Annotated in this window: 21 protein-coding genes and 1 riboswitch; of the genes, 8 read left to right on the forward strand and 13 right to left on the reverse strand. The window is 49.2% G+C overall.

What is annotated here, in order from left to right; genetic code table 11:
* Positions 1 to 34: 34 nt before the first annotated feature.
* The 4 genes from GK108_RS10790 to GK108_RS10805 all read left to right on the forward strand — a co-directional run bounded on the left by GK108_RS10790 (position 35) and on the right by GK108_RS10805 (position 3631).
* The gene (locus GK108_RS10790; RefSeq protein ID WP_163947227.1) at positions 35 to 733 is read left to right on the forward strand and encodes a response regulator transcription factor; all 699 of its coding nucleotides are present in this window, start codon (positions 35 to 37) and stop codon (positions 731 to 733) included.
* Entirely contained in the window at positions 730 to 1992 is a 1263-nt protein-coding gene (locus tag GK108_RS10795; RefSeq protein WP_163947230.1) for a sensor histidine kinase, read from the forward strand. The genes GK108_RS10790 and GK108_RS10795 overlap by 4 nt, the downstream gene beginning before the upstream one ends.
* 58 nt (positions 1993 to 2050) lie before the next feature.
* The gene (locus GK108_RS10800; protein ID WP_163947234.1) at positions 2051 to 2914 is read left to right on the forward strand and encodes an HAEPLYID family protein; all 864 of its coding nucleotides are present in this window, start codon (positions 2051 to 2053) and stop codon (positions 2912 to 2914) included.
* A 117-nt stretch (positions 2915 to 3031) separates the two neighbouring features.
* Positions 3032 to 3631, forward strand: a complete 600-nt coding sequence (locus GK108_RS10805; RefSeq protein ID WP_163947237.1) for a thiamine phosphate synthase — start codon at positions 3032 to 3034, stop codon at positions 3629 to 3631.
* On the opposite strand, the gene moeB is transcribed toward GK108_RS10805, so the two are convergent.
* The 13 genes from moeB to rsmI all read right to left on the reverse strand — a co-directional run bounded on the left by moeB (position 3617) and on the right by rsmI (position 18414).
* A complete protein-coding gene (gene moeB / locus GK108_RS10810) occupies positions 3617 to 4696 on the reverse strand; it encodes a HesA/MoeB/ThiF family protein (RefSeq protein ID WP_163947241.1) in 1080 nt (359 codons plus the stop codon). The genes GK108_RS10805 and moeB overlap by 15 nt on opposite strands.
* Positions 4693 to 5829 (reverse strand): 2-iminoacetate synthase ThiH, encoded by a 1137-nt coding sequence (gene thiH, locus GK108_RS10815; RefSeq protein ID WP_163948554.1) that lies wholly within the window; start codon positions 5827 to 5829, stop codon positions 4693 to 4695. Before thiH ends, moeB begins: the two co-directional genes overlap by 4 nt.
* A complete protein-coding gene (locus tag GK108_RS10820; protein WP_163947244.1) occupies positions 5829 to 6614 on the reverse strand; it encodes a thiazole synthase in 786 nt (261 codons plus the stop codon). Before GK108_RS10820 ends, thiH begins: the two co-directional genes overlap by 1 nt.
* 11 nt (positions 6615 to 6625) lie before the next feature.
* Positions 6626 to 7240 carry a thiamine phosphate synthase gene (locus GK108_RS10825; protein WP_163947247.1) on the reverse strand — a complete coding sequence of 205 codons (615 nt, stop codon included), beginning with the start codon at positions 7238 to 7240 and terminating at the stop codon, positions 6626 to 6628.
* 59 nt (positions 7241 to 7299) lie between these two features.
* Complete coding sequence (thiC, locus tag GK108_RS10830; RefSeq protein WP_163947252.1) at positions 7300 to 9198, reverse strand: phosphomethylpyrimidine synthase ThiC; 1899 nt, start codon at positions 9196 to 9198, stop codon at positions 7300 to 7302.
* A gap of 2 nt (positions 9199 to 9200) precedes the next feature.
* On the reverse strand, positions 9201 to 9404 hold the full coding sequence (gene thiS, locus GK108_RS10835) for a sulfur carrier protein ThiS (protein ID WP_163947255.1): 204 nt from the start codon (positions 9402 to 9404) through the stop codon (positions 9201 to 9203).
* 180 nt (positions 9405 to 9584) lie between these two features.
* Positions 9585 to 9676: riboswitch (TPP riboswitch) on the reverse strand.
* A gap of 178 nt (positions 9677 to 9854) precedes the next feature.
* Positions 9855 to 10559: a SanA/YdcF family protein gene (locus GK108_RS10840; RefSeq protein WP_163947258.1), complete on the reverse strand. Its 705-nt coding sequence runs from the start codon at positions 10557 to 10559 to the stop codon at positions 9855 to 9857.
* Between the two features lies 1 nt (position 10560).
* Positions 10561 to 10926, reverse strand: a complete 366-nt coding sequence (locus GK108_RS10845) for a VOC family protein (RefSeq protein ID WP_163947263.1) — start codon at positions 10924 to 10926, stop codon at positions 10561 to 10563.
* Between the two features lie 54 nt (positions 10927 to 10980).
* Positions 10981 to 13716, reverse strand: a complete 2736-nt coding sequence (locus GK108_RS10850) for a DNA gyrase/topoisomerase IV subunit A (protein ID WP_163947266.1) — start codon at positions 13714 to 13716, stop codon at positions 10981 to 10983.
* A gap of 157 nt (positions 13717 to 13873) precedes the next feature.
* Complete coding sequence (locus tag GK108_RS10855) at positions 13874 to 14806, reverse strand: D-2-hydroxyacid dehydrogenase (RefSeq protein WP_163947270.1); 933 nt, start codon at positions 14804 to 14806, stop codon at positions 13874 to 13876.
* A gap of 176 nt (positions 14807 to 14982) precedes the next feature.
* Positions 14983 to 16272, reverse strand: a complete 1290-nt coding sequence (locus tag GK108_RS10860; protein ID WP_163947274.1) for an acetylxylan esterase — start codon at positions 16270 to 16272, stop codon at positions 14983 to 14985.
* A 164-nt stretch (positions 16273 to 16436) separates the two neighbouring features.
* On the reverse strand, positions 16437 to 17696 hold the full coding sequence (locus GK108_RS10865; protein ID WP_246224808.1) for a lipoprotein N-acyltransferase Lnb domain-containing protein: 1260 nt from the start codon (positions 17694 to 17696) through the stop codon (positions 16437 to 16439).
* On the reverse strand, positions 17689 to 18414 hold the full coding sequence (gene rsmI, locus GK108_RS10870) for a 16S rRNA (cytidine(1402)-2'-O)-methyltransferase (protein WP_163947277.1): 726 nt from the start codon (positions 18412 to 18414) through the stop codon (positions 17689 to 17691). The genes GK108_RS10865 and rsmI overlap by 8 nt, the downstream gene beginning before the upstream one ends.
* Before the next feature lie 132 nt (positions 18415 to 18546).
* On the opposite strand from rsmI, the gene GK108_RS10875 reads away from it, so the two are divergent.
* From GK108_RS10875 to GK108_RS10890, 4 genes are all read left to right on the forward strand, one after another.
* Complete coding sequence (locus tag GK108_RS10875) at positions 18547 to 19617, forward strand: cellulase family glycosylhydrolase (RefSeq protein ID WP_212592779.1); 1071 nt, start codon at positions 18547 to 18549, stop codon at positions 19615 to 19617.
* 209 nt (positions 19618 to 19826) lie between these two features.
* On the forward strand, positions 19827 to 20444 hold the full coding sequence (locus GK108_RS10880; RefSeq protein WP_317166513.1) for an RNA polymerase sigma factor: 618 nt from the start codon (positions 19827 to 19829) through the stop codon (positions 20442 to 20444).
* A 115-nt stretch (positions 20445 to 20559) separates the two neighbouring features.
* Positions 20560 to 21684: a FecR family protein gene (locus GK108_RS10885; RefSeq protein WP_163947280.1), complete on the forward strand. Its 1125-nt coding sequence runs from the start codon at positions 20560 to 20562 to the stop codon at positions 21682 to 21684.
* Positions 21685 to 21890: 206 nt separating this feature from the next.
* Positions 21891 to 25394, forward strand: coding sequence for a TonB-dependent receptor (locus GK108_RS10890; protein WP_246224810.1), 3504 nt, complete (start codon positions 21891 to 21893; stop codon positions 25392 to 25394).
* Positions 25395 to 25427: the final 33 nt, after the last annotated feature.

A 25427-nucleotide genomic window follows, 5' to 3' on the forward strand; every position in this document is an offset into this window, starting at 1 on the left:
TAACGGCTTGATTTGCAAATAGCCTATCAATTCTATGAAGTTATTATTGATTGAAGATGAGCAGGCGCTGAGCCAAACCATCATTCGTTTTCTGAGTGAACAGGGACATCTTTGCGAGTTAGCTACTACGTATCAGGAAGGCCAGGATAAAATCAGTATATACGCTTACGATTGTGTGCTGATCGATCTTATGCTACCTGGCGGAGATGGATTGAATCTCTTAAAAACGCTTAAACAGGAGCACCGACAGACAGGAGCCATTATTATCTCGGCGAAGGATTCACTGGATGATAAACTAGCGGGGCTTGATCTGGGAGCCGATGATTACCTGCCTAAACCGTTCCATCTGGCCGAACTCAATTCCCGGATTAAGTCGATCCTGCGCCGGATGAAGTTTGATGGTTCGGAGCACCTGGAGCTTGGTCGACTTCGGATCAATACCGAGGCCCGGACTGTTTTTGTCGATCAGCAGGAAGTAACTCTGAATCGAAAAGAATACGATTTGCTCCTCTTGTTTGCGACCAATCAGAATAGGGTAATACAAAAATCAGCCCTGGCCGAGCATGTGTGGGGGGATCAGTCCGACCAGGTTGACTCCTACGATTTTATCTACTCGCAAATCAAAAACCTCCGCAAGCGATTTAGTCAGCTTGGCTATGAGCTGGCCATCCAGACAGTATACGGTGTGGGGTATAAGTTTACACCTACCGATCACCAACCGTCGCCGTTATGAGACTATTGACTCAAAGTACGCTAATCAGCTCAACGATATTACTGCTGGCTTTACTCATCAGTGGGTTTTACATATTTGATCAGGTTAGTCAGGAAGTACGGGACGAGATTGATGAGAAACTACTCAACCGTAAGCTTGAAATTCTGGCCAGCCTCCCTTTGTCGGGGAGCAGCATCTCTGCTACACCGATCGCTACTGATTTTCGCATCGATTCGATTAGTGCCAGTACTTTCAGCGTTTTACAGGAACATTTTGAGGACATTTCCATCTATGAATTGATTGAGAAAGAACACGAACCTCATAGACAACTGCTAACGAAATTTGAATGGGCGGGCCATTATTATTCACTACGTATTCAGACGTCGCTGCTCGATCTGGAAGATATGGGGGAAGTGATCGCTTACAGTACGTTATGGGTAATCGTTGGCCTGCTTCTGTTAGCCTTGCTGGTCAATCGTTTTCTTCAACGAAAGCTCTGGAAATCCTTCTACATCACGCTCGATCAGTTGAAAGCTCTCCGTTTTGATCAATCAGACTCATTGCAGCTTCCTCATAGCACGATTAAAGAGTTTAACCAGTTAAATGAAACCATCGAAAAGCTGACAGCGGTCAACGAACGAGTCTTTCAACAGCAAAAACAATTTGTCGAAAATGCGTCCCACGAAATCCAGACACCATTAGCGATTGCTCTTCATCAAACCGAGCTACTTATTCAGAACCCGGATCTGAAGGCAAACGATGCGCAGGCGCTGGAGTTGCTCACTCAGCAACTGGAACGCTTATCCGCCATGAATAAGACGCTACTGCTAATCAGCAAAATTGACAATAAGCAATTTGTTGAAACCCGATCAGTCGACGTAGGCGAAATTGTCCGCCAGACGGTAGATGAGTATGCTTTCCTGGCTGAGCAGAAAAATATTCAGTTCCAGTTGACTATTGAATCACCGATTGTGGTCACGGTTAATGAGCACCTGCTTGACATACTCGTGCGCAACCTCGTCCGAAATGCTCTGGTCCATTCAGTCTCCCAAGGCAAGATTACGATTCAACAGGTTGACCGATCCCTGCGCATCGAGAATACGGCTGTCGCTCCCGTTGACCATCCAGAATTATTATTCGGCCGATTTGTCAAGCAGAGCGATAAACCACAATCGCTGGGTCTGGGATTAGCCATTGTTAAATCGATCTGCGATACGTATCAGTTCACGCCAATCATTATGTTGCAAGGTAAGCAGTTCATTATTTCTATTCATTTCTAGGATTCCAGATTCGTTCCAGAAATGCCTTTGACCTTTACCCCAACAAAATACAACGGGTATGAAAAAGGCATTGATAAACGGACTGGGTATATTGTTGGCGACTTTCTCCGGCAGTTGGGCACAGCGTCCGTCAAACAATCAGTATACATCCAACGACACATTGACGAAATCGGTTGAATACCCTGTCCGTCCCTATAAAATCTCACACGCCGAACCGTTGTATATGGATTTAGTGCGGGACCTGGGGGCTCGTCGGGGAGAACGCGAATGGAACATCGGTACTGAATTAAGCCAGCACAACGGCGCAATGAATTGGCACCCCTTCATTGAATACGAATTTGCGCCTGTCAATCGGCTCGGTCTGGAGGTCGAACTACCTGTTCAGGCAACTGTACCGACTCAGGATCAAGCTCTGCAAGTGCCCGCTTCGCTACAACTACACAGTGTTAAAACCTCCATTCAGTGGACATTTGCCGTACTGAAACGCTGGCAAACCTCGCTGGCGGTTGGCTATACCAATGAGCTAATCATCCGTCCGGCAGGTCATACTGGAACCTTATTCTTGAGCGAACGGGGCCACCCCTTTTTGGTGGCGGCCAAACGGTGGGGGTCGCATTGGCACACGTTATTGTACGCGGCATGGGGTGGAGAACTTCCAAAACAGGGGCCTATCCGCCCAAGTGGACGAGAGCTTAATTTGGCGGTTCATTATGCCTTCCCGCGATCCAAAGCGTTCATTGGGATCGAAGTTTATCAGTTCTGGAATGGTCCGGAGCATGAGCAAGTCGCCCGCCCGCAAGTACGGATAGCCCTGAAAGATAACCTGCTAGTTGGTCTGGTTGGCAGCCTGGACTTGCAACAGCCTGGATCATACAGTTCCTTCGTCCGGCTTATATACGAACCAAGAAAACGCCAACACTAGTCATCGGCACACCTGCCGCCTTGATAATCCCGATCATACTCTATCCGTTTTCTTATATTAATTTGCCAACTGGTAGCCCTTATGTGTGTGTATATAGGCCTATTTATCAACACTGAGATGGCATTTCAACTGATTGGCATTGTAGACGAGAACCGACCGTACCCATCCAAAAAAACGCTATTGGCCCTACTGGCAAATGGTCTGAATTATATCTATCACCGTTCGGCCACACCCGTAGGCTTACCTACAGACAGCCTTTACGGCCAGAATCAGATACTACTAGCTGCCCCAGCTCCTGATATGGTCCCGCCCCCGTATCGCTGGCATCTGAAAGAAGCTGATCGACTGCGCTTGTCAGCGCAAGAGGACCTGAAGACTCACCTTCCCTTCTCGACCAGCATTCACAATCTGGCAGATTGGCCAGCCCTGGCCGGGCGAGTAGAGCTGGTTTTTTACAGCCCTCTGTTTCCCAGCATTAGCAAAACTGGCTACGCCCCTACTGTTCCTCTGGACGAACTGGCCCGGCAGGTCCAGGCCATTCGGGCTAAGCAACATCAGGATTTACCCCGATTAATCGGGCTGGGAGGCATCGACGCTACCAACGTATCACAGGTTCGCCAGGCAGGATTTGACGGAGCCGCTTTGATGGGTGCCCTCTGGCAGAACCACGATCCAGTTACCGCCCTTCAGCAAATCAAGGCATCAATTTCTGCTTAGCTTACGAACAGCATTGAGTCCCCCGATTAGATTCGTTACGTTCGTATAGCCTCGCTGGCCCAAAAACTGGACAGCCTGACGGCTGCGCCCCCCCGATTGACAATACACAACAACAGGCTGGTTCGTCGGTACTTGTTCCGGATTTTGTTGCAATACGTCCAAAGGAATTAGCTGCCCCCCTAGATTATCCCGTGCATGTTCATCCGCTCGACGAACATCGATCAACAATGGAGGAACCGGACTGTTCAGCCAATCGAGCAGCGTAGCTACGTCCAGTTCTGGAACCGAAACAGCGGGAACAACCTGAGCGCAGACGGCGACGTGATCAGAAAGTGATTGAATAAGTTTATTGGCGGGGTCGGCCGTCAGTGAGAATCGCTGAAACGAGCAAGAAAGCGCATTGAATGTCAGCAAGGTTCCGCTCAACACATCGCCGACACCCGTTATGAGTTTAATGGTTTCGTTGGCCATCAGGCATCCCGTTATTCCAGGCAATACACCCAGCACGCCCACCTCCCCGCAGGCTTCTAGATCGCTCGGTTCTGGGTAAAGGCACCGATACGTTGGTCCATCCTGATAATTGAATACACTGACCTGACCCTCAAATTGGTAGATCGAGCCAAACACTAATGGCTTATTGAGCAGTACGCAGGCATCGTTGACCAGATAACGGGTAGCAAAATTATCCGATCCATCGATTACCAGATCGTACTGACTTAACGTGTTCAGGATGTTGCCTGCGTCAAGAAAAAATGGATGCACCACTACCTGAATATGCGGATTTTGCCGCGTCAATAATCTAGCAGCCACGTCTGCTTTATTCTGCCCAATATGTTCTGGCGAGAAGAGTATTTGACGCTGGAGGTTGCTTTCTGCTACGTTGTCGCCATCGATAATTCCCAGCGTGCCAACGCCAGCGGCCGTCAGGTATTGCGCTACCGGGCAGCCGAGCCCACCCGCCCCGACCAAGGCTACTCGCGCACGGTTGAGTCGCTGCTGCCCGGCCAGGCCAATCTGAGGTAGGCGAATATGCCGGTTATACCGGTTGAGTTCAGCCTCTGTCATACGTGTAGGAATGTTTTATCCCAGTCTTTCCAGACTGGTTCGTAGCCCTGACGGCGAATTACGTCGGCCATGTCGCCGGGGCTACGCTCATCCGATATGGCAAACTGTTCGAGCGATTGCGGCTCCACGACGTAGCCGCCCGGATTGGTTTTCGACCCCGCGCTCAGGCTGGTAATACCGAGTTTCAGTACGTGGTCGCGAAAGCGGGGCGTTTCCCGAGTCGACAGCGATAACTCCACTTCTTCGTTGAACAACCGATACGCACAAATCAGTTGAACCAGATCCCGGTCGCTCATGCACTGGTCAAAGATTTTGACAGAGATCGTTTCATTTTCCGCCAGATCGATCGGTCGCAGACGGGGAAAGGAGATACTGTATCGGGTACGCCAATACGTTCGTTCCAGGTATTGAAGGTGGGCCGCCGTGAAAAAACTGTCGGTGCGCCAGTCTTCCAGCCCCAGCAAAGCGCCCAGACCGATTCGGTGAATTCCTGCCCGACCTAATCGATCCGGCGTATCGAGTCGATACCGAAAGTTCGATTTTTTCCCTTTGGGGTGATGCTGGCGATACGTAGCTTCATGGTAAGTTTCCTGATAAACCAGTACCGTATTCAACCCTTCGGCAATGAGCGTTTCGTACTCAGGCTGATCAAGCGGCTGAACTTCCATAGACACCTGCGCAAAGTAGTCTCGCAGCAATCGAATGGCTTTTTTAAGATACGGCACACCAACCGTCTGACTGGCTTCTCCCGTTACGAGCAAAATGTGCTCATAACCCAGTTGTCGCACCCAATCCGCTTCACGACGGATTTCGTCGTCGGTTAGTGTCCTTCGCTGAATTTTGTTGTCCAGACTGAACGCGCAGTACGTGCAAATATTCTGGCACTCGTTCGACAGATACAGTGGAGCATACAGTTGAATCGTCCGGCCAAACCGTTTTTGGGTTAGCTGCTGGCTCATTCGGGCCATTGGTTCCAGGTATGCCTGAGCGGCTGGCGAAATCAGCGCCTTAAAATCGTCGAGCGTGCGTCGGGACCGCGCCAGCGCCTGCTCGACCTGTTGAGGGGTTGTCGCATTAATAGCACGCTGGGTAGCGTTCCAATCGTGGCGATCAAACCAGGTTTGCAAATTCATCATTCGTTGAGAAAAGCGGTTAATGGGCTACTCGCTTGTGCGTGGGACGATGGTTGAGCCAGCCGCGCTTCGTAGGCCAGTCGTCCTGCCTCAACAGCTAGTCGGAAGCCAATTGCCATACGCACCGGATCGCCCGATATGGCTAGTGCCGTATTAATCAGTACAGCATCGGCACCCAGTTCCATCGCAGCGGCTGCGTGGGAAGGTGCCCCCAGCCCCGCATCGACAACGACGGGTACCCGACTCTGTTCTATGATAATTTCCAGAAAGTCCAGCGTACGTAGCCCTTTGTTCGTACCAATAGGAGCCCCCAGCGGCATGACGGCGGCTACGCCCACATCCTCCAGCCGTTTACACAGCACAGGATCAGCATGGACGTACGGTAATACGACAAACCCCAGCTCGACAAGCTCTTCGGCGGCTTCCAGGGTTTCAATCGGGTCGGGCAGTAAGTACTTTGGATCGGGGTGGATTTCCAGCTTAAGCCAATTCGTTTCCAGTGCTTCGCGAGCCATCTGAGCGGCAAAAACAGCTTCACGAGCCGTTCTGACTCCAGACGTATTGGGTAATAACTGAATCCCCGGATGGGCCAGATGAGTGAGCAGATCGTCCTGACGATCAAGCGCATTGATTCGCTTAAGAGCCACGGTAACCAGTTCCGTTCCCGTGGCTAACAGCGTAGCTTCCATTTGCGCTGACGAGCTAAACTTGCCCGTACCAGTAAATAAACGAGAAGAAAAGGTCCGTCCCGCCAGTACGAGTGGCTGCGTTACAGAATCGTTCATAAAGAGTGAGGTTAATCCTTTGAAAAGTGATGACAAAACAGACGTGCCTGAGCTACAGGATCAGCGGCATTACTGATTGCCGACGAGACCGCTACGCCAGACAGCCCCGTTTGACGGAGTGCCGGAATATCGGCCAGCGTAATACCGCCAATACCGATCATCGGTATCGTTATTCGTTCCAACCGCAAGGCCTCCAAAATGCGCTGATAACCGGCTAATTCCAGAATAGGGCTTAATTTCTCTTTAGTATTTGTGAACCGGAAAGGCCCCAGACCAACGTAGTCCGCACCCTGCAACTGGTGCTTTCGGATATGCTCCAGCGTGTTGGCTGTACCACCAATGATATACGTGGGGCCCATCAATGAGCGAGCCTCCGCAACAGGCATATCCTCCTGCCCCAGATGAACTCCATCGGCGTTTATGTCGATAGCCAAATGAGGATTATCATTGATAATCAACCGCGCGTTGTAAGTACGGCAGACGGCCAGGGTGTCCTGCGCCAGGTATTTCCAGTCTTCGTACGGATAATGCTTGACCCGAAGCTGAATCCAGTCGACACCCGCCTGACAGGCTAGTTGTGCCTGTTCGGGCCGGGTAACGATGTATTGTAACGGACTAATCGTCATAGATAAAAGAGAGCCCCCATTTGAGCGATGAATGGTGATAAAAGGCTGAGCTATTGGGCTCACAAATAGAGTTGATTTCCCTGCTCGGCAAACTCCTTTGCTTTCCTCTGCATGGCCTGCGTCAGTATATCGTCGCCCATAAGTCCGCTTTGTTCAGCGTAGTCACGTACGTCCTGCGTGATTTTCATCGAACAGAAATTAGGCCCACACATCGAGCAGAAATGGGCTGTTTTGGCCCCTTCGGCGGGAAGCGTTTCGTCGTGAAATTCCCTGGCCGTATCGGGGTCGAGCGACAGATTGAACTGGTCTTCCCACCGAAATTCGAAGCGGGCTTTACTGAGGGCATTGTCCCGGTATTGCGCCCCCGGATGCCCTTTCGCCAGATCAGCTGCGTGAGCGGCTATCTTATACGTAATCACCCCATCTTTTACGTCCTTCTTGTTGGGTAGCCCCAAATGTTCCTTAGGCGTTACGTAACAGAGCATGGCAGTTCCAAACCAACCAATCATGGCCGCCCCAATGCCCGATGTGATATGATCATAGCCAGGGGCAATATCGGTAGTCAGTGGTCCAAGCGTGTAAAAAGGAGCTTCCTCGCATTCCCGCAACTGCTTGTCCATGTTCTCCTTGATCAGATGCATGGGTACGTGCCCCGGCCCTTCGATCATAACCTGTACATCATGCTTCCAGGCAATCTTGGTCAGTTCGCCCAGGGTTTCAAGTTCGGCGAACTGAGCGGCATCGTTGGCGTCGGCAATCGAACCTGGACGTAGTCCATCACCCAGCGAAAACGATACGTCATAGGCCTTCATGATCTCGCAGATTTCCTCAAAATGGGTGTACAGGAAATTTTCCTGGTGGTGAGCCAGACACCACTTGGCCATGATGCTGCCTCCCCGCGACACAATACCCGTTACGCGCCTGGCCGTCAACGGAATGTAACGTAGCAGTACCCCCGCATGGATTGTAAAGTAATCAACCCCCTGCTCAGCCTGTTCGATCAGCGTATCGCGAAACAGTTCCCAGGTCAGGGCTTCGGCTTTACCGTTTACTTTTTCCAGAGCCTGGTAGATCGGTACTGTTCCGACCGGCACCGGGCAATTTCGAATGATCCACTCGCGAGTCTCATGGATGTTTTTCCCCGTCGATAAATCCATCAGCGTATCGCCCCCCCACCGGCAACTCCATACGGCCTTTTCGACCTCTTCGTCGATACTGGACGACACCATCGAATTACCAATATTGGTATTGATTTTGACCAGAAAATTCCGACCAATAATCATGGGTTCACTTTCGGGATGGTTGATGTTGGCGGGAATTATAGCTCGTCCGGCAGCAACCTCCTGACGCACAAACTCGGGCGTAATGAGTCCCCTGGGCGTATTGGCCCCGAAACTGTGGCCCGGATGCTGATGAAACAAACCTGCCTGCCCTGTTTTTTTGTTCAGATCATTCTGCCAGGCGTCAATTCGTTGGTTTTCCCGAATGGCAATGTATTCCATCTCGGGCGTAATGATTCCCTGTCGGGCGTAGTGCAACTGCGTTACGTTCCGGCCAGCCCTGGCACGGTAAGGGTGACGAATATGCGTAAATCGAAGCGCGTTCAGCGACGCATCCGCCATCCGCTGGCTGCAGTAATCCGACGAAAAAGCAGTCAGTTGCTCGACGTCGCCCCGACTCGAAACCCAGGACTCGCGCAGGCGCTGTAAGCCCTGTTTGAGATCGATGATCACATCCGGATCTGTATACGGTCCACTCGTATCGTAGACTGTTACCGGCGCGTTGGGCTGACGTACCTTGCTGGTACCGACGTAGGATACCGTATCGGTCAGACTAATTTCGCGCATGGCAACCCGAATGTCGTGGAGTTGACCTGGTACATAGATTTTGCGGGAGCCGGAAAGGGGCTGACGCGTAATAGATGGCTGGGTTACCACTGGTTGGGTGTTGGTTTTCATACTCATCCTCCCTGGGTTGCTTGTAAAATCGTGATGGATTCGTTGCCGGACAACGGATGTTGATGCCAGCGGGCGCGGGGAACAATCGCGTTGTCTACCGCAACAGCTATCCCTTTTTGCTGGTCCAGCGCCAATTGAGCCAATAGACCTCCGAGCGAAGCGTCAGACTCAATACGAATAAGCTGGTTGTTAACGGATACAGTCATAAATCGTGCGTTATGGAACAAACGCAACGCCAGGAGCTACCACAGAACCAGAAAATGAATGAAGAAACGGAAGCAAAACCGAAGTAAGCCAACTAAACCGTCTAAGCGGTTTAATGAGTCACAATTCACAGTACCTTGGAAGCACGTGTCTCTGACTGACTAGTATAAAATGATTAAACCGGTATTGTTCTCGCTTTTCCCTCCGCAGGCATTATCCTGTTCAGGTTCTAAGGGTGGTATCTCAGCCCGTCCGGGCACCCCTAAAGCATTGCTGTTAGCACGACAAAGGTAACTAAATTAAGTTGACAATGACAAGCAACCCGTAGCCTGGACGTCCACGTCCGGGTAAGTTTAGTCTTAAATTAACCCGGACGTAGACGTCCAGGCTACGCAAAACGAAGAGGCTGCCTGTATTCATGGGCAGCCTCTTCGTTTCGTTTTACGGTATAACTAGCGATTTTTCTTTCGTTCCCAGTTTCCTTTTTCGGGTTGTGGACGTAACACATACACATCCAGAAGCGCATACGGACGAGCCAGATATTCCCGAACAAGCGTACGTAGTGAATAGCCATCGGGAACATCCTGTGCCGCAAATGCAATAGCTTCTATTCCTTCGTGGTTCCCAATGTAAAGTGCGCGGGCATTATGAAAATTCTGCGATATAATCGTGATCTTCTCCTGATTGAATACATCCTTACAACGAACTACCGAATCAAACGTCCGATAACCAGCATAATCGAGCGTCATTACCGAAGCCGGAACGCCCAGTTTTACCAGTGCCCGCTGCATATCAACCGGCTCATTGTAATACTCCGAGTCATTGTTGCCACTTAAAATCAGGTATTTGACCTTACCTTCTTTCCAGAGTCGCGCAGTGGCTTCCATCCGGTATCGAAAAAACAGATTTTCTTTACCTGATCGCACAAACTTGCTCGTACCCAGCACAAGGCCGACATCGTTGGAAGGCAGTTCGTTAATATCGAAATAGATCTGATCCCGTGTGTTATAGACTACCCACCAATTAGATAGTAAAATGGACATTGCCCCGACAAACGTAACGACGATGCCCCCTTTGATCAACAACTTGACCACACGAATGCCAACAGCCTCATGTGGCGTGTCTTCGCTATAATCGGTGGCCAGTGTTGTGTTCATGTCACAATTGAAAATGCGGATTCTCGATTAATCCAATCACATTACCAAATGGATCTTTGACAGCTGCAGTTTTAATACCATCGCCAACATCCTGAATGTCGGTGTGCGCGGATGCTCCCAAAGAAAGTAAACGCTGATGCGCTACATTAATATCAGTAACGCCCCAATAGGTTATTGTACTTCCCTCAACTAATTCTGCGTCAGGATCTAATCCCAATTCATAGCCGCCAATTGAAAAACCGACATAAAAGGGCTCGTCGAAATAAGGCGTTGTATCAAATGCCTTCGTATACCAGTCCTTGGTGGCAGCCAGATCGGGGGCAGCGTAGATTACGGTCCGTAATCCCAAAAAAGGCTTTGCTTCCATGAATCTAACTTATCTGACGAGATCGCGTCTAACCCCGTCAGATTATAAAACGTTTTACGAGAATAAACCTAACTGTACTGATTCTTTTTCTTCGGATACGGTTGCTTCAGTACTGTCGGCATCGGCACTTGCTTTTAATTCGGCCAGTAACGGATTATTAACCGGATTAGGATTTGCCAGCTTCGGTGCAAGTAGTTTCACTTCTTTGACCCGGGCAAATGGCAACTTATTTCCTAACGCTTTCCAGCCCCGAACTTCAATAAACCCTTCTGGCTCCAATACCATCTTTTCTACGGGGCCCCGATCTTTCACCTGATGTATGATCTCAATACGTGGGTATCGATCTGCCGTCACGGCCAGGTTTTTAGAGCCTTTGGTATCACCAATAAAGCTAAATTTCTTATCCAGCGAGGTTGTTTCTACTTTAAACCGTTTTACATACCAGGCCTTCTGATTCGCTTCGTAATAGACTGCTGACAACACCATCTCTGGGTCGAATTTCACCAGTACAGACAGATCGTTTGGTTCGTAGCGGTTCGTCAGATCAAAATTAGTCAACTCATACTGTCCATCTTTATAAACGGCCAAAATGCTATCTTTTGCATCAAAGTTGCCCAGTAATCGGCCCCGCTCGTCCCGATTTAATCGACCAAGATGCTCATCGAACCAAATATCAACGCCACCCAATGTGGACACGCCACCCGTTTTCTGGGTGATTTTACGAACCGGGTATTTAGTCAGAATATTACCCTGCGCCCCCCGATTTTTAATACCAACCGATGCAAAATCGTAATCAAACTGTTTAATTTTCGCCGACGATTGGGCCGTCAGGTTAATTGTAACCACTTCAGCCTCTCCGTTATCGTTCGCACTAAAATACGTAATTTTTGATTTCGGATTACCCATCGTCAGATCATATTCACGATCACGCGTAACGCCCGTTACGGGGAAACGCTTTATCATAGAAATTCCCGACTTACTATCGAGATAAATCAGGTTATAGATCTTCCGTTCATCGTTCTTTTTAAATACCGATACGTAGATAATGTCTTTCCCGACAAAAACTTTATCCTGCACTTTCGTAACCAGGCATTTTCCATCGCGCCGGAAAATAATGACATCATCAATATCGGAGCAGTCGCTAACGTATTCGTCTTTCTTCAGACCATAACCAATAAATCCGCCCTCCCGATCAACATACAGTTTCTGATTGGCGGCTGCCACAACGCTGGCAGCTATATTATTGAAGGCCCGAATTTCGGTTTTTCGTTCGCGTCCTTTGCCATATTTCTTTTGCAGATCTTTGTAATAGGCAATGGCATAGCGGGTCAGATTCGCCAGATTATCTTCTGTTTCAGCCAGATCCTGCTCCAGCTTGCGCATCAATTCATCGGCTTTAAATCCGTCGTATTTTGAAATACGCTTAATCTTAATCTCGGTCAAGCGAATCAGGTCGTCCTGTGTGATGTCCCGATAGAACTGTTTCTTGAAGGGTTTAAGCGCTTTATCGATCGTTGCCAGTACATCCTCAAAGGTTTCGCATTCTTCTATTTTCCGATAGATCCGGTTTTCAATAAAGATCTTCTCAAGCGAACTGTACAATAATCGCTCCATCAGTTCACTACGTCGGATTTCTAGCTCCCGTTGCAGTAAGTGAACAGTCTGATGGGTATTTACCCGCAAAATATCCGTAACGCTGACAAAATGCGGTTTATCGCCGATGATAACACAGGCATTCGGAGAGATCGACACTTCACAATCCGTAAAGGCGTAAAGCGCATCGATCGTTACGTCGGGCGACACACCAGGTTGCAGGTGTACCAGCACCTCTACGTCTCTGGCTGTATTGTCAACCACCGCAGCGACATTGCGGCTCGGGGCTTTGATCCGAATCTTACCCAGTTCAGCAGCCTTAACAATTGAATCAATCAGTTGCGACGTAGTAACTCCGAATGGTACATCGCGGATCGCCAGGGTTTTCTTGTCAACTTCTTCAATATGCGCCCGAACACGTACCTTGCCTCCCCGATGGCCATCATTATAATTGCTGACATCGATTAACCCACCCGTCTGAAAATCGGGAAACAGGGAAACAGGCTTATCCTTCAGAATCTGAATCGACGCTTCGATCAGTTCATTGAAGTTGTGCGGCAGAATTTTTGTGGATAGCCCAACGGCGATACCTTCTACGCCCTGAGCCAGCAGCAGCGGAAACTTGACCGGCAACGTAACGGGTTCACGCTTGCGCCCATCATACGACAGTTGCCATTCGGTAGTTTTATCGTTATAGATAGCATCGAGCGCAAACTTCGATAAGCGAACTTCGATATAACGGGGAGCTGCCGCTCCATCGCCAGTACGTACATCACCCCAGCTACCCTGTGTATCGAACAATAATTCTTTTTGGCCAATATTGACCAGTGCTTCGCCAATCGACGCGTCACCGTGTGGGTGAAACTGCATCGTTTGCCCGATCACGTTAGCTACTTTGTTGAATCGACCATCATCCATCTCCTTCAGCGCGTGAAGGATACGTCGCTGTACCGGTTTCAGGCCATCTTCAACGGCAGGTACGGCACGCTCCAGGATAACATATGATGCGTAATCAAGAAAATAATTTTCATAAAGCCCCGAAACCACGGTTTGATCGTGCAGAAGCTCGTTATTGGTGTCATTGGGTTGTCCATCCGGTCCAATAGCGTCGGTCGATTCGGCACCATCGGCAGAAAACTCTGCATGAGGCATTGACTGATCGTCGTCTATCGGTTCCTGATTTTCTTCGTTCATCATGAATTGTTATAGGTACTTTTTCCGTGGATTATTCAGGCGGGAGAGCCAAAGCCAAAACGCGGATTCGACTCCTTAAATATACAAAAAAAAGTTGAAAAATCAGGCTTTTCGGCCTAAAAACCGACAAATCCTACTCAATCGACTTTTACCTTTTTGATTAATACCCCCGCCCCAATTCCACCTCATTTTCCAATGGCTCACCAGCCTGAAGATGGTTAAAGTTAGTAACAAACAGAACCACTTTTCCCGCATCTTCGTCGGGCTGTCCACCACCCGTGTGCTGCGTCAGTAATACGTTCGGCAATGTCCATAGTGGGCTATCGGTTGGCAATGGTTCTGTGGCCGTTACGTCCAGTACTGCGCCACCGAGCCGACCTTCCTGCAATGCCCGAATCAGCGCCGGTTCGTCGGTTGTACTACCCCGGCCAACGTTCGCATACACACTGCCGGGTTTCATGGCAGCCAGCAATTCCGCCGAATAAAACCCTTTGGCGGTGCCAGGCAGACAGTTGACCACAATGTCGGTCTGGGGCAAAACGGCTTTCAATTCATCAGCCGAATGCAGTTCGGCGTTAGGATCAGTACGGGCGAGCATTTTTATCCGACAGTCGAACCCAGTCATCATCTGACGTACCGCCTGGCCGATGGTTCCCGTTCCCAGAATAACAACCTCTTTGTTACGTAACAGCCCCATTCGCCCACGGATAGGAGCTCCTACCCATTCCGGGCGATTTTGTAATGTCACTAACTCAGGAATACGGCGGTAAAGGGCCAGAATGCCAGCCAGCATGGTTTCGGCGCAGGGCCAGGCAAAATAATCGCCCATATTTGCGATTCGGCCTGCGACGCGGGCGTTGCGATACCCATCAAAACCAGCCGAATCCAACTGCCAGAATTTTAGATTGGGTAACTCTTGTTCAAACCAGGCAGCAGGTGGATTCCCTAACACCATGTCGGCCGACCGAAAAGCCGACTCCTGTTCGTCCTGGGGCAAATCGCGCCGAAACGAAATAGATGTATCGGCAGGGAGCTGTTGCTGAAGCGCAGCCTTGAGCGTGTCGTTGAGTGCTGTATAAACAAATAGTTGCATACTAAATTTACGTAATTCGGGGCGTTTTGGTTGCGTGGATGTGCTTTTCGGCAGGATTTACAAGTTTTTTGACAGGATTTACAGGATCAACAGGATGGCATTTATTTAACAATCTGATGAACGCATGCGATTAAAGATCGTATCCTGTTAATCATGTAAATCCTGTCAAAAAACCCTTACTTGTTCCCTTTTAACTGAGCCAGCAACCAGTTTGTCATTTTTTCGGTTTGTTCAGGGAAAGTCCAGTGGCCGGTTTGACGGTACAAATCCAACTCTTTCGTTCCTGGTATTACGTTGTAAGCTGCATACATCGAGGTTGGTGGGCAGGTTTCATCATTAAAACCCCACGAATAACGACCCGGCACTTTTACCAGTCGGGCAAAGTTCACTACGTCATAATAACCCGTTGTTTTGATTCGGTCGGGTTTGTTGTTGTAAGCCAGGTTATCGCCGGCAAACAAATGCGGCCAGCCACCAGCGCGATTGTGCAGGTACCCCGTTACGTCACTCAGCGCCGGATAATAGGCCGCCAGCCACTTGATGCGGGAATCCAGTCCAGCCGTAACGATCGATAAGGCGCCCCCCTGGCTGCCCCCCGTTACGGCCAGATTCTGCCCATCGTACTGAGGCATCCCTACCAGAAAATCAACGGCACGAACACAACCCAGATACACCCGTTTGTAATAATACCGGTCGCGGTCGTCCAGGTTGGTGGCCGGATAGCCATTCAGCGGGCCACGCGCCAGATCCATATAAACACCAGGGTCCATCGTCACCGGAACACCATGAATACCAACTTCCAGGGTTATAAAGCCCTTTTCGGCTTCGTTAATCATACCATTATAGGGCCGAACACCAGCGCCCGGCACCCGCAAAATGGCCGGATATTTCCCTTCCTTTTTGGGTACACACAGAATTCCGTAAAAACGAGAACCGTTGATATTCTGCAGATTCAGATGGTACACATTCGTTAACTCCGTACAACGCTCGGGCAGTAACGTCATTCGCGCGTCCATCGGTATTTTGGCCAGATCAGCTTTTGCCTTGTCCCAGAACGCCTGAAAATCGGCCGGATTTTCGACTGTTGGCTTAATGGTTTCGGGCGCAAAACCGGCCGTTGTTAACCCCCGATATTCTTTTCCATCTACATCAACAGTGGCAATACAGCGCAAAAAACCGGCCGTTTTCATACTTCCTGCATCCAGCGCCAACGTACCGTCTTTCAACGTAACAGTCTCTTTTTTGGTAGGCTCCATTTTCTCCGGGCCTACTTCATACCTAAGTTTTGCTCCCTTGAGCAGTACATTGTCGCGATAGACGGAGATCGTAAATTTTACCGGTTCGCCGATTTTATAGAGCCAGTCAGCATGGTCGGGTGTAACAATGACGGTGACCAGGCGCTCAGAAGGCTGAGCCAGCAGATTCAGGCTGCAAAAAAGCCAGAAAACAACAATAAGACGTTTCATGAATGAGGGTAAAGTTTTATGCGTAGAAGGTGATTCATATTTTAGCCTACTCATTATTCAGCTTTTCTGACGGCATCTTCGCTACGTATGTCAAAGAAAACGCTACGTAGCAGACCATTGCCAGCCGGTAAGTCTGTTACGTAGCGTCTTGACCAATCAAGTTGTTAAGCCAACTTCGCCGGTGTATGGTAACCACGCCGTACCATCTGAATGTTGACAATGCAACGGATCAGCAAAGTCAGCGGAAAAATTACGTCAAATCCGCCCGGAATCCTGGACAGAAAAATTCCCAGCAGAATCAAGATGGACACAACGCTAAAATACGTAGTCCGGCGTCGCGCCGTTGCCGATGCGCGCGTCGCCCAGAAAATCAGTGGCAGGTGAAACGGTAACAGGTAGAGTAACGTTGGGTTCCAGGCCGTTACGCCATCGTCGCGAATCAACCACATCACAAAACCCAGCCAACCCCACAAACCTGCTACCCCAAACAGCACCAGGTCAAGCCAACGATCTACTTTTCCGGCAACCATATACCGACGAATCGTAAATACCGCAATAACAACACCCAGGATGGTAAACACTACGTCGGGATCAAGCAGAAAAGGCACCTGCTTCCGAAAGCCTTTCTGCCCCGCAAACAGGGTTTGTTCACTACGTACCAACGGCAGAACTTGCCCATTCGCCTGACGTAGCGTCGATTTGGCAAACTGATCGTGTACTTCGTTGGGCAGGTACATGGCCAGCCAGCCATCGGTTTGTTCATCAGCGGCTTTGCCTATGGCCAGATTCATACCTAACTGATACCAGGGTTGTTCGCCCAGGTAATCGTTCATCAGGTTCCGATACGATTTCCCCGTTTTTACGTTCCGCGTCGGAATCGTTAGGCTATCACCACATGCCTGAACGATCATATCCCGTGGCCGGGTGGCGCAGTTATCGTAGTAAAACTTATATCGATATTCCCGATTTTCGGGCAGGCTGTTTTTTTCCAGGGCCATGAACAACTCCTGACGCTGCGTCAGCGACAGATTCAACAATTGCTCACGAATGCTTCGGTTGTTTTGCTGATAATACCACATCACCTGATACAGATTATGAACCGACAGGTAATACGGCAGTGTCCCTCTCAGGAATTTGATGATAAAGTAATCGGCCCGGTAGTCGAAACCACCATAGCTGTAGTCTCTGTCCAGCCCCAGGGTTGGGTCGACTATCCGAATTTCGGTATGCCCAAACGAGGATGAAATATCGTCGTTACCTGGTCCATAGGTAATCAGACTGACCTGCGAAGACGGCGAGAGTTTCAACCCCATCAAGGAAGTTTGAGCCACCGCCGACTGACCGAAACCGATGAGCAACATCATCAGCAAACTGTAGTACCAACCTCTGTTTTGCCGATTGTTTCTGGGTTTTCGATTAGTCATCGTCCTCATCGTCGTCGTTGTATCTACTCTCTTTTTTTCGTTCTTTTTCACTTTTTCCACCCTGAACGCAAACAACAATTTCACCTTTTATGGTTTTTTGGCCAAAATACGTAATAAGTTCCGATAAGGTGCCACGTTGCGTTTCTTCGAACAGTTTGGTCAATTCACGCGAGACGCTGGCTTGCCGATCAGCCCCAAAAACGTCGGCAAACTGTTGCAGCGTTTTGAGTAATCGATGGGGCGATTCATAAAATATCATTGTTCGCTCTTCTGTGACGAGTTCGCCCAGCCGAGTCTGGCGTCCTTTTTTATGCGGCAAAAACCCTTCGAACGTAAATCGATCATTGGGCAAACCAGAATTAACCAGTGCCGGTACAAAAGCGGTTGGTCCAGGCAGGCATTCTACCGGAATCTCGTTCTTAATACATTCGCGAACCAGCAGAAATCCAGGATCAGAAATACCGGGCGTACCGGCATCCGACACCAGCGCCAGCGTTTTCCCTTCTTTCAACTGATTGATCAGCCGCTGAACAGTCTGGTGTTCGTTGAAAATATGGTAGCTATGAAGCGGTTTACTGATAGCGAGGTGGCGGAGTAAGACGCCCGAGGTTCGGGTATCTTCGGCCAGAATGGCATCAACGCTTTGCAGGATTTTTACGGCCCGTAACGTAATGTCGTCGAGATTACCAATTGGCGTTGGCACTAAGTACAGTTTCATACCACAAATTAACGGCCAAGCCGTGGTCAATTACAAAAACTTCATCAATCGGTATAGAATGTAGGGTCGGCATCTTTATAGACTACTTTTCGGTTTCAGTAAAACTCACCGATTCCTAACCTATTCGTCTTTATGAAAATGCTACGTTTCTGTACCGTATATGCCTTCCTGTGCTTTTCGTTACTGACTATACTTTCTCCAGGATCAGCTATTGGTCAACGATGGACCGCTCAACAAGCCAACGACTGGTATAAAACGCAACCGTTTCTGGTCGGGGCCAATTTTATTCCCAGCACCGCAATCAATCAACTGGAAATGTGGCAGGCCGATACGTTCGACCCTACGACCATCGACCGCGAACTTGGCTTTGCCGCCAGTATCGGCATGAATTGTATGCGGGTGTTTCTGCACAATCTGGTTTGGGAGCAGGACGCCGAAGCCTACAAAAAACGTATTGACCAGTTTTTGCAGATTGCCGACAAGCACCACATCAAAATCATGTTTGTGCTGTTTGATTCCTGCTGGAACGATGAGCCTAAACTCGGTAAGCAACCAGCCCCCGTAACGGGCAAACATAACTCCGGCTGGGTTCGTGGCCCCGGCACCAAACGGCTTTTCGATTCACGTACCTGGGGTGGGTTGGAACAATACACCAAAGGCGTTTTGGCTGCTTTTGGCAAAGACAAACGCATTCTGGCCTGGGACCTATTCAATGAGCCTACAAACAGCGGCTACAACGATGCGGTACTTCCACTGCTGACCAAAACCTTTACCTGGGCACAATCTGTACGTCCGTCGCAGCCTATAACGGCTGGCCAGTGGCACGACCATCCGCTTTCTAACAAACTTATGTTCGACCAGTCTGATATCATTACGTTTCACAACTACCTGGAGGCCGAAAAGCTGGAAGCACAGATTCTGGAATTACAAAAACTCGGTCGGCCCCTTATTTGTACGGAATATATGGCCCGGACACGTAACAGTACGTTCCAAACCTGTTTACCTGTTTTCAAGAAATATAAAGTCGGAGCCATCAACTGGGGATTGGTCAAAGGTAAAACGAACACGATTTATGCCTGGGATGCCCCAATGCTTAGTGGCGAAGAACCTAAGGTCTGGTTTCATGACATTTTTCGACCCGATGGTTCCGTGTTTGACGCCGAAGAGACAGCCGTCATCAAAGATATGACGGGCAAAAAATAGGTTCGGCTCTCGAACCGTACTGCATCGGTCTGTGTCTACAAACCTCATTTGTTATAAAAGTCTGCCATTTCCTACAGCAAGGTTGGCCTTTTAGTGCAAATGAGGTCTGTTCCATCGATCCATTCGTCAAACTAATTGTATTTTGCGCATCTTTAATTAAGTTTATCTAATTAAAGCGCACGATGCGTGCGTAGTTGTTTGTAGCAACAGTGGCCAATCTTCCAACTTCTCTGGTGAATGCTTCCGATCAGCAACTCTGGCATTATCTGCGCCAAGGGGATGAGTCGGCATTTACAGCAATTTTTGAGCGATACCATCGCACGCTATACAACTACGGCAGTAAGCTTACCGCCGATTCGTCGCTGATTGAAGATGCCATTCAGGAAGTTTTTATCGACATCTGGCGTATGCACGCGACGTTGTCGGCCGATATTAACTCGATAAAATTTTACTTATACCGATCGCTACGTCGTCGTATCCACCGGATGCAGGAAAAATACCATTCCGACGAACGTATCGACGAGGTGGCAGACGAAGCCACTACGCCAATCTCGGCTACTGAAGAGTCAATACAGATTGAGCAGGAATCCCGGGTGTTATTACACAAACGAATACAGGAGTTAATTACTAACTTACCCAAACGGCAGGCCGAAGCCCTGACGCTTTATTATTTCGACGACTTTAGCATTCATGATATTGCCCAGATCATGGATGTTAACGAAAAATCGGTTCGCAATTTCATTCACCGCGCCCTCACTTCGCTCCGGCAGAACCGGAACTGGCTCATTGGATCTCTACTGATTCTCTGGCTGTTAATGAGCCTGTAAAATTTTTAGAAAAATTTCCCTCTAAAAAAGAGGTCAATTGCCTGATCCGTGCTTCTTTTTATATGAAAGGCAAAAAAGTTCTATTACGTCTTGTGTAGATCCCCTTTTCTAACCAATGAAACAAGCCTTCTACTCTCTGATTGATTTTCTGGAAGATTCAGACTTTGTTAGCTGGGTAAAGTATCCCGATGACGTGAAGGATACGTACTGGCGGCATTTTCTGGAGCAATATCCGGCAAAGAAACCAGTTGTTGAAGCCGCCCGACAGTATGTTTTAGCATTAGTTGAACAGACAGGCCAGCAATTGCCTACCGAAGCGCAGAGCCAGTCGATGCGGGAGGTTATTCAGCAACACCTCCAGGACGACCGTCGGGCCATACCGTTCGTCAAGACGAGCCGGAACAACTGGCGCTGGCTCCAGATCGCAGCCACCGTTACGTTGGTAGTTGGTTTAGGCATCGGTGGCTACTGGTATACGAATCAGGAAAAACCTTCGGTAGGGTACCAGCACTTCACAAAATCTGCTTCGCCGAAAACAGCCCTTAGCGTAGCCCGAAATGATGACGATAAACCCTTAACGATCTCCTTAAGTGATGGCAGTTCAGTTGTGCTTCAACCCGGCAGCCGTTTGAGTTATCCTAACAAGCTTAAACAAAGGGAAGTGTATCTGGAAGGGAAAGCCTTTTTTGAAGTTGTGAAAGACCCGAGTAGGCCGTTTATCGTCTATACGCGCGGAGTTGCCACGAAGGTACTGGGAACCAGTTTTTTCGTTAATGCACCCGCGTCCGATCAACCCATCAAGGTGGCAGTTAAGACTGGAAAAGTAGCCGTTTATTCGTTAGACCCAGACGAGTCGAAAGCGCCAGAACCAACGGGCCCTGAACTCACTGGCATGGTTTTAACCCCTAACCAAAGTGCTGAATACCGAACCGATAGCCATGAGTTAGTACGCGGAACCGACACACTCTCCACCTTTGCAGAACCTGGCACGCTGGCAGTGGCGCGGCAATCGTTCGACTTCGACGAAACCCCCATTCCCGACGTGTTTCAAACACTGGAAAAAGCCTACGGTGTCGATATCGTATATAAAGAACCCATACTGGGGAAATGCTCCCTCTCAGCTACGTTGATTGGCCAGCCTTTTCACGAAAAACTGTCGGTCATCTGCAAAGCACTGGAAGCAAACTATTCCATTCAGGGCAATCAGGTTTTTATTACCGGTGGGCATCGTTGTCAATAACCTTATACTATTCCTAACCTTTTAACTTTTTTAACGATTAATGAGCGCTCCCATCCAATAAAAAAGGTCAGCCATGTTCCCGCATAGCTGACCCCTATAACTCCCCTATTTTCTGACCTGACAAGCCGAAGCCATTCACTGACAATGAATGACATAGGGGGGACTTTGTCGAATTTTTCGTTCACCCAACAAATCAGTACAAATGTATGAAAAAACTGCAACTGGCACATGACAGTCTTCTAACAATCATGCGTATCACCCTTATCCAATGGTTTCTGGTCTGTGCGTTGGCCGGGATTTCCTGGGCGCATGACGGGAAGGCCCAGCAGCTACTTCTTGATCAAAAAGTTACGATTCTGATTGAAGGTCAGAACGTAAAGAAAGTATTGCATCAAATCGAAAAGCAGGTTGAAGCCCGTTTCGTTTTCAGCTCCCAGATCATTCAGTCAGACCGTAAAATATCGGTACGTAGTCAGGCCGAACCGCTTGCCGACCTGCTCAATCGGATTTTAAAACCTCTGTTGCTAACGTATGAAGTTAGCGGTAACAATATCATTATCAGACCTGATCGTCCTGACAAAGCGATGATCGATGAAAATCCTCAGGCTTCGTTGTCAACTGCGCCCGAAACTATATTTCGTACTGTTTCAGGCACCGTAACGGACCAGACGGGCGAAAGTTTACCCGGTGTCAACGTACTTGTGAAAGGAACTCAAAAAGGTACATCAACCGATGCCGATGGCAAATTCCGAATCGATTTAGCGGACAACGAAACAACATTGGTTTTCAGCTTTGTCGGGTATGTCAAACAGGAGATCGTAGTTGGCAATCAAAACGTAGTCAGTGTCATTTTATCGGCCGATACCAAGTCGCTGAACGAAGTAGTCGTGGTTGGTTACGGCACACAAAAACGGTCGGACGTAACCGCGGCAATTGCATCGGTGCCCTTGGGAGAAGTGAAAGATATGCCCGTTTCGAACGTAGCAACGGCCTTACAGGGTAAAATCCCAGGAGTGGTTATTCAACAGAGCAGCGGAGCACCGGGAAGTGCGCCAGCCATTAAAATTCGCGGGTTTGGCTCTATCAGTGCGGGTAACTCGCCATTAGTGGTCGTAGATGGAAACATCGTTGGGGCTAATGTATTTGGCCTGTTGAGCAGTATCGATATCGAAAGTATCGACGTATTGAAAGATGCTTCTTCAACCGCTATTTACGGGTCGAAAGGATCGAATGGCGTATTGCTCGTCACTACAAAGCGGGGGAAAGCAGGTCGGGTTAATGTCAATTTCGACGTATATACAGGGTTTCAGGAAGTAACGAAGAAAATCGACCTGCTCAACTCACAGCAATACGCCGAATTTGCCAAAGAAGCAGCTAACACAGCCTACGTAGAGAATGTACCGGGGGCCAAAGCCACCGACCCAAACAGTGTCCGTCCAGCCAGTTACCTGCGCTATCGATACCCACGGGGCGACCTGTTCGATTGGTTCAACTACGATGACCCAACCAAAGTAGCGAATCTGCCCTATACCGATTTCCAGGATCTGATCTTCAGAAAAGCGAAGATGAGTAGCTACCAGTTATCTGTTTCTGGCGGCAACGAAAAAGTGCGCTATCTGGTGAGTGGCAGCTATTTAAAACAGGACGGTGTCATCCTCAAATCGACACTTGACCGGTACATTTTTCGGGCTAACGTAGAGGCCAATCTGCTACCAAAACTAAAGGTTGGGTTTAACCTGAATCCCTCGTTCCGTTCACAACAGGAAGTCATTGCTGAGGGGCAATGGTTTAATGGCGGCATTATTACGGCGGCACTAGCGGCCGTACCTATGGCTCCCATTTATGCCGCTGATGGTTCCTACTCTTCTCAACTGGCCCTGGCTGCGCCTTACAACCTGCCAGGTGTTACAAATCCATTGGCCAACATCACGGAGTACAACAGTCCGTTTCAGTCCGCTAACTTACTCGGAAACAGCTACGTTGAGTACGGCTTTCTAAACAACTTTACGTACCGCATCTCGGGGAACGCCAACTTTAGCACCAACCGACGTAATACCTACCGCACCTCACGAATGCCGTTGAGTAATCTGCTCCCTCCTACCACGGCCACCGGAACGGCTTACTCCGATCAGGGAATCAACTTGCTGTTCAACCAGGTATTGACCTATAACAAGTCGATTAAAAACGTCCACAATTTCGAGGCTTTGGTTGGGATGGAAACCACTACGTCGAAAGTTGAATCGAGCAGTACGTCGGCCAGTGCTTTTCCGAACGATGTGGTTGAAACGCTGAACGGTAGTGCACAGGGATCAACCACCACCGCCTGGTCCTTCAGAACCGAGAATGCGTCGGTATCGTATTTTGCCCGCGCCAACTACAATTACAAAGGGAAATACCTGGCCAATTTATCAGTACGTCGGGATGGCTCATCCATCTTCGGGTCCGAGAATCGGTGGGGTACCTTTCCGGCGGGATCGCTGGGATGGCGGGTTAGTGAAGAACCGTTCATGCGTAGCCTGAACCAGATTTCCGAAACCAAGCTCCGGGTTAGTTATGGTCTTTCGGGCAACAATGCGTTTGCCGACAACTACCCCTATGTTTCTATCCTCCGCCCCGACAATTACAGCTTCAACAATACGTTGGTCAACGGATTGGCCCCAGCTACACTGGCCAATTCGCGGCTGGGTTGGGAAAAGAATCAGCAGTTTGATTTAGGTATCGATGTGGGCCTTTTCAACAACCGCATTTACCTGATTGCCGATTACTACCACCGGATTACGAAAGACCTGCTGTTGTCGGTAAACGTACCCTCGCTCACCGGTTTTACCACGGCCTACAAAAACATCGGTAAGATGGAGAATAAAGGCTGGGAATTCGCGATCAACACCCGCAACACCACCAAAGGTATTGTCTGGAACACCACAGCAAACCTGTCGTTCAACCGGAATAAAGTCCTGGCTCTCGGCCCCACCGGCGACCCTATCCGAACAACCAGTGGCAGCATCAGCGAAATCAACATTACGCAGATCGGCGCACCCATTGGCAGTTTCTACGGCTATAAGCAAATCGGCATTTTCCAGAATCAGGCCGACTTAGACGCGCATCCACACGACGTTACGTCTCGTCCGGGGGATGTTAAATACGCTGATGTTGATGGGGACGGTAAAATCACGGCAAACGACCGGACAATCATTGGCAATAACCAGCCCGATTTCATTTATGGCCTTACCAATACGTTAAGCTATAAAGGGTTCGATCTGAGCATCAACATTCAGGGAGTACAGGGCGCAAAGGCCCTCAATTTAGGTCGGCGTTTTTTCGACAACGTCGAAGGCAATCAGAATCAGCTGACCACGGTACTGGGCCGCTGGCGTTCGGAAAGCGATCCCGGCGACGGTAAGACACCGCGCGCCAATGCCCGGACAACGGGGATCAACAACGTAGTATCGTCGCGCTGGGTGGAAGATGCCAGTTACCTGCGTATTCAGAACATTAGCCTGGGCTACAAGCTGCCAACAGAGCTGATCAATAAAGCCAAAATTCAGCAGGCCCGTATTTACGTTTCGGCCCAGAACCTGTATACCTGGACTAAATACCTGAACTACAACCCGGAGGTGAGCAATTACGAAGGACCGCTTTCGGCAGGCATCGACTACGGTACGTATCCACTGGCCAGAACGATCACGGTTGGTATCAACGTAGGATTCTAACCCTAAGCCAACTGTAATTCAGACATTAACGAT

The sequence above is a fragment of the Spirosoma terrae genome (assembly GCF_010435915.1).
In the GTDB taxonomy this organism is placed as follows: domain Bacteria; phylum Bacteroidota; class Bacteroidia; order Cytophagales; family Spirosomataceae; genus Spirosoma; species Spirosoma terrae.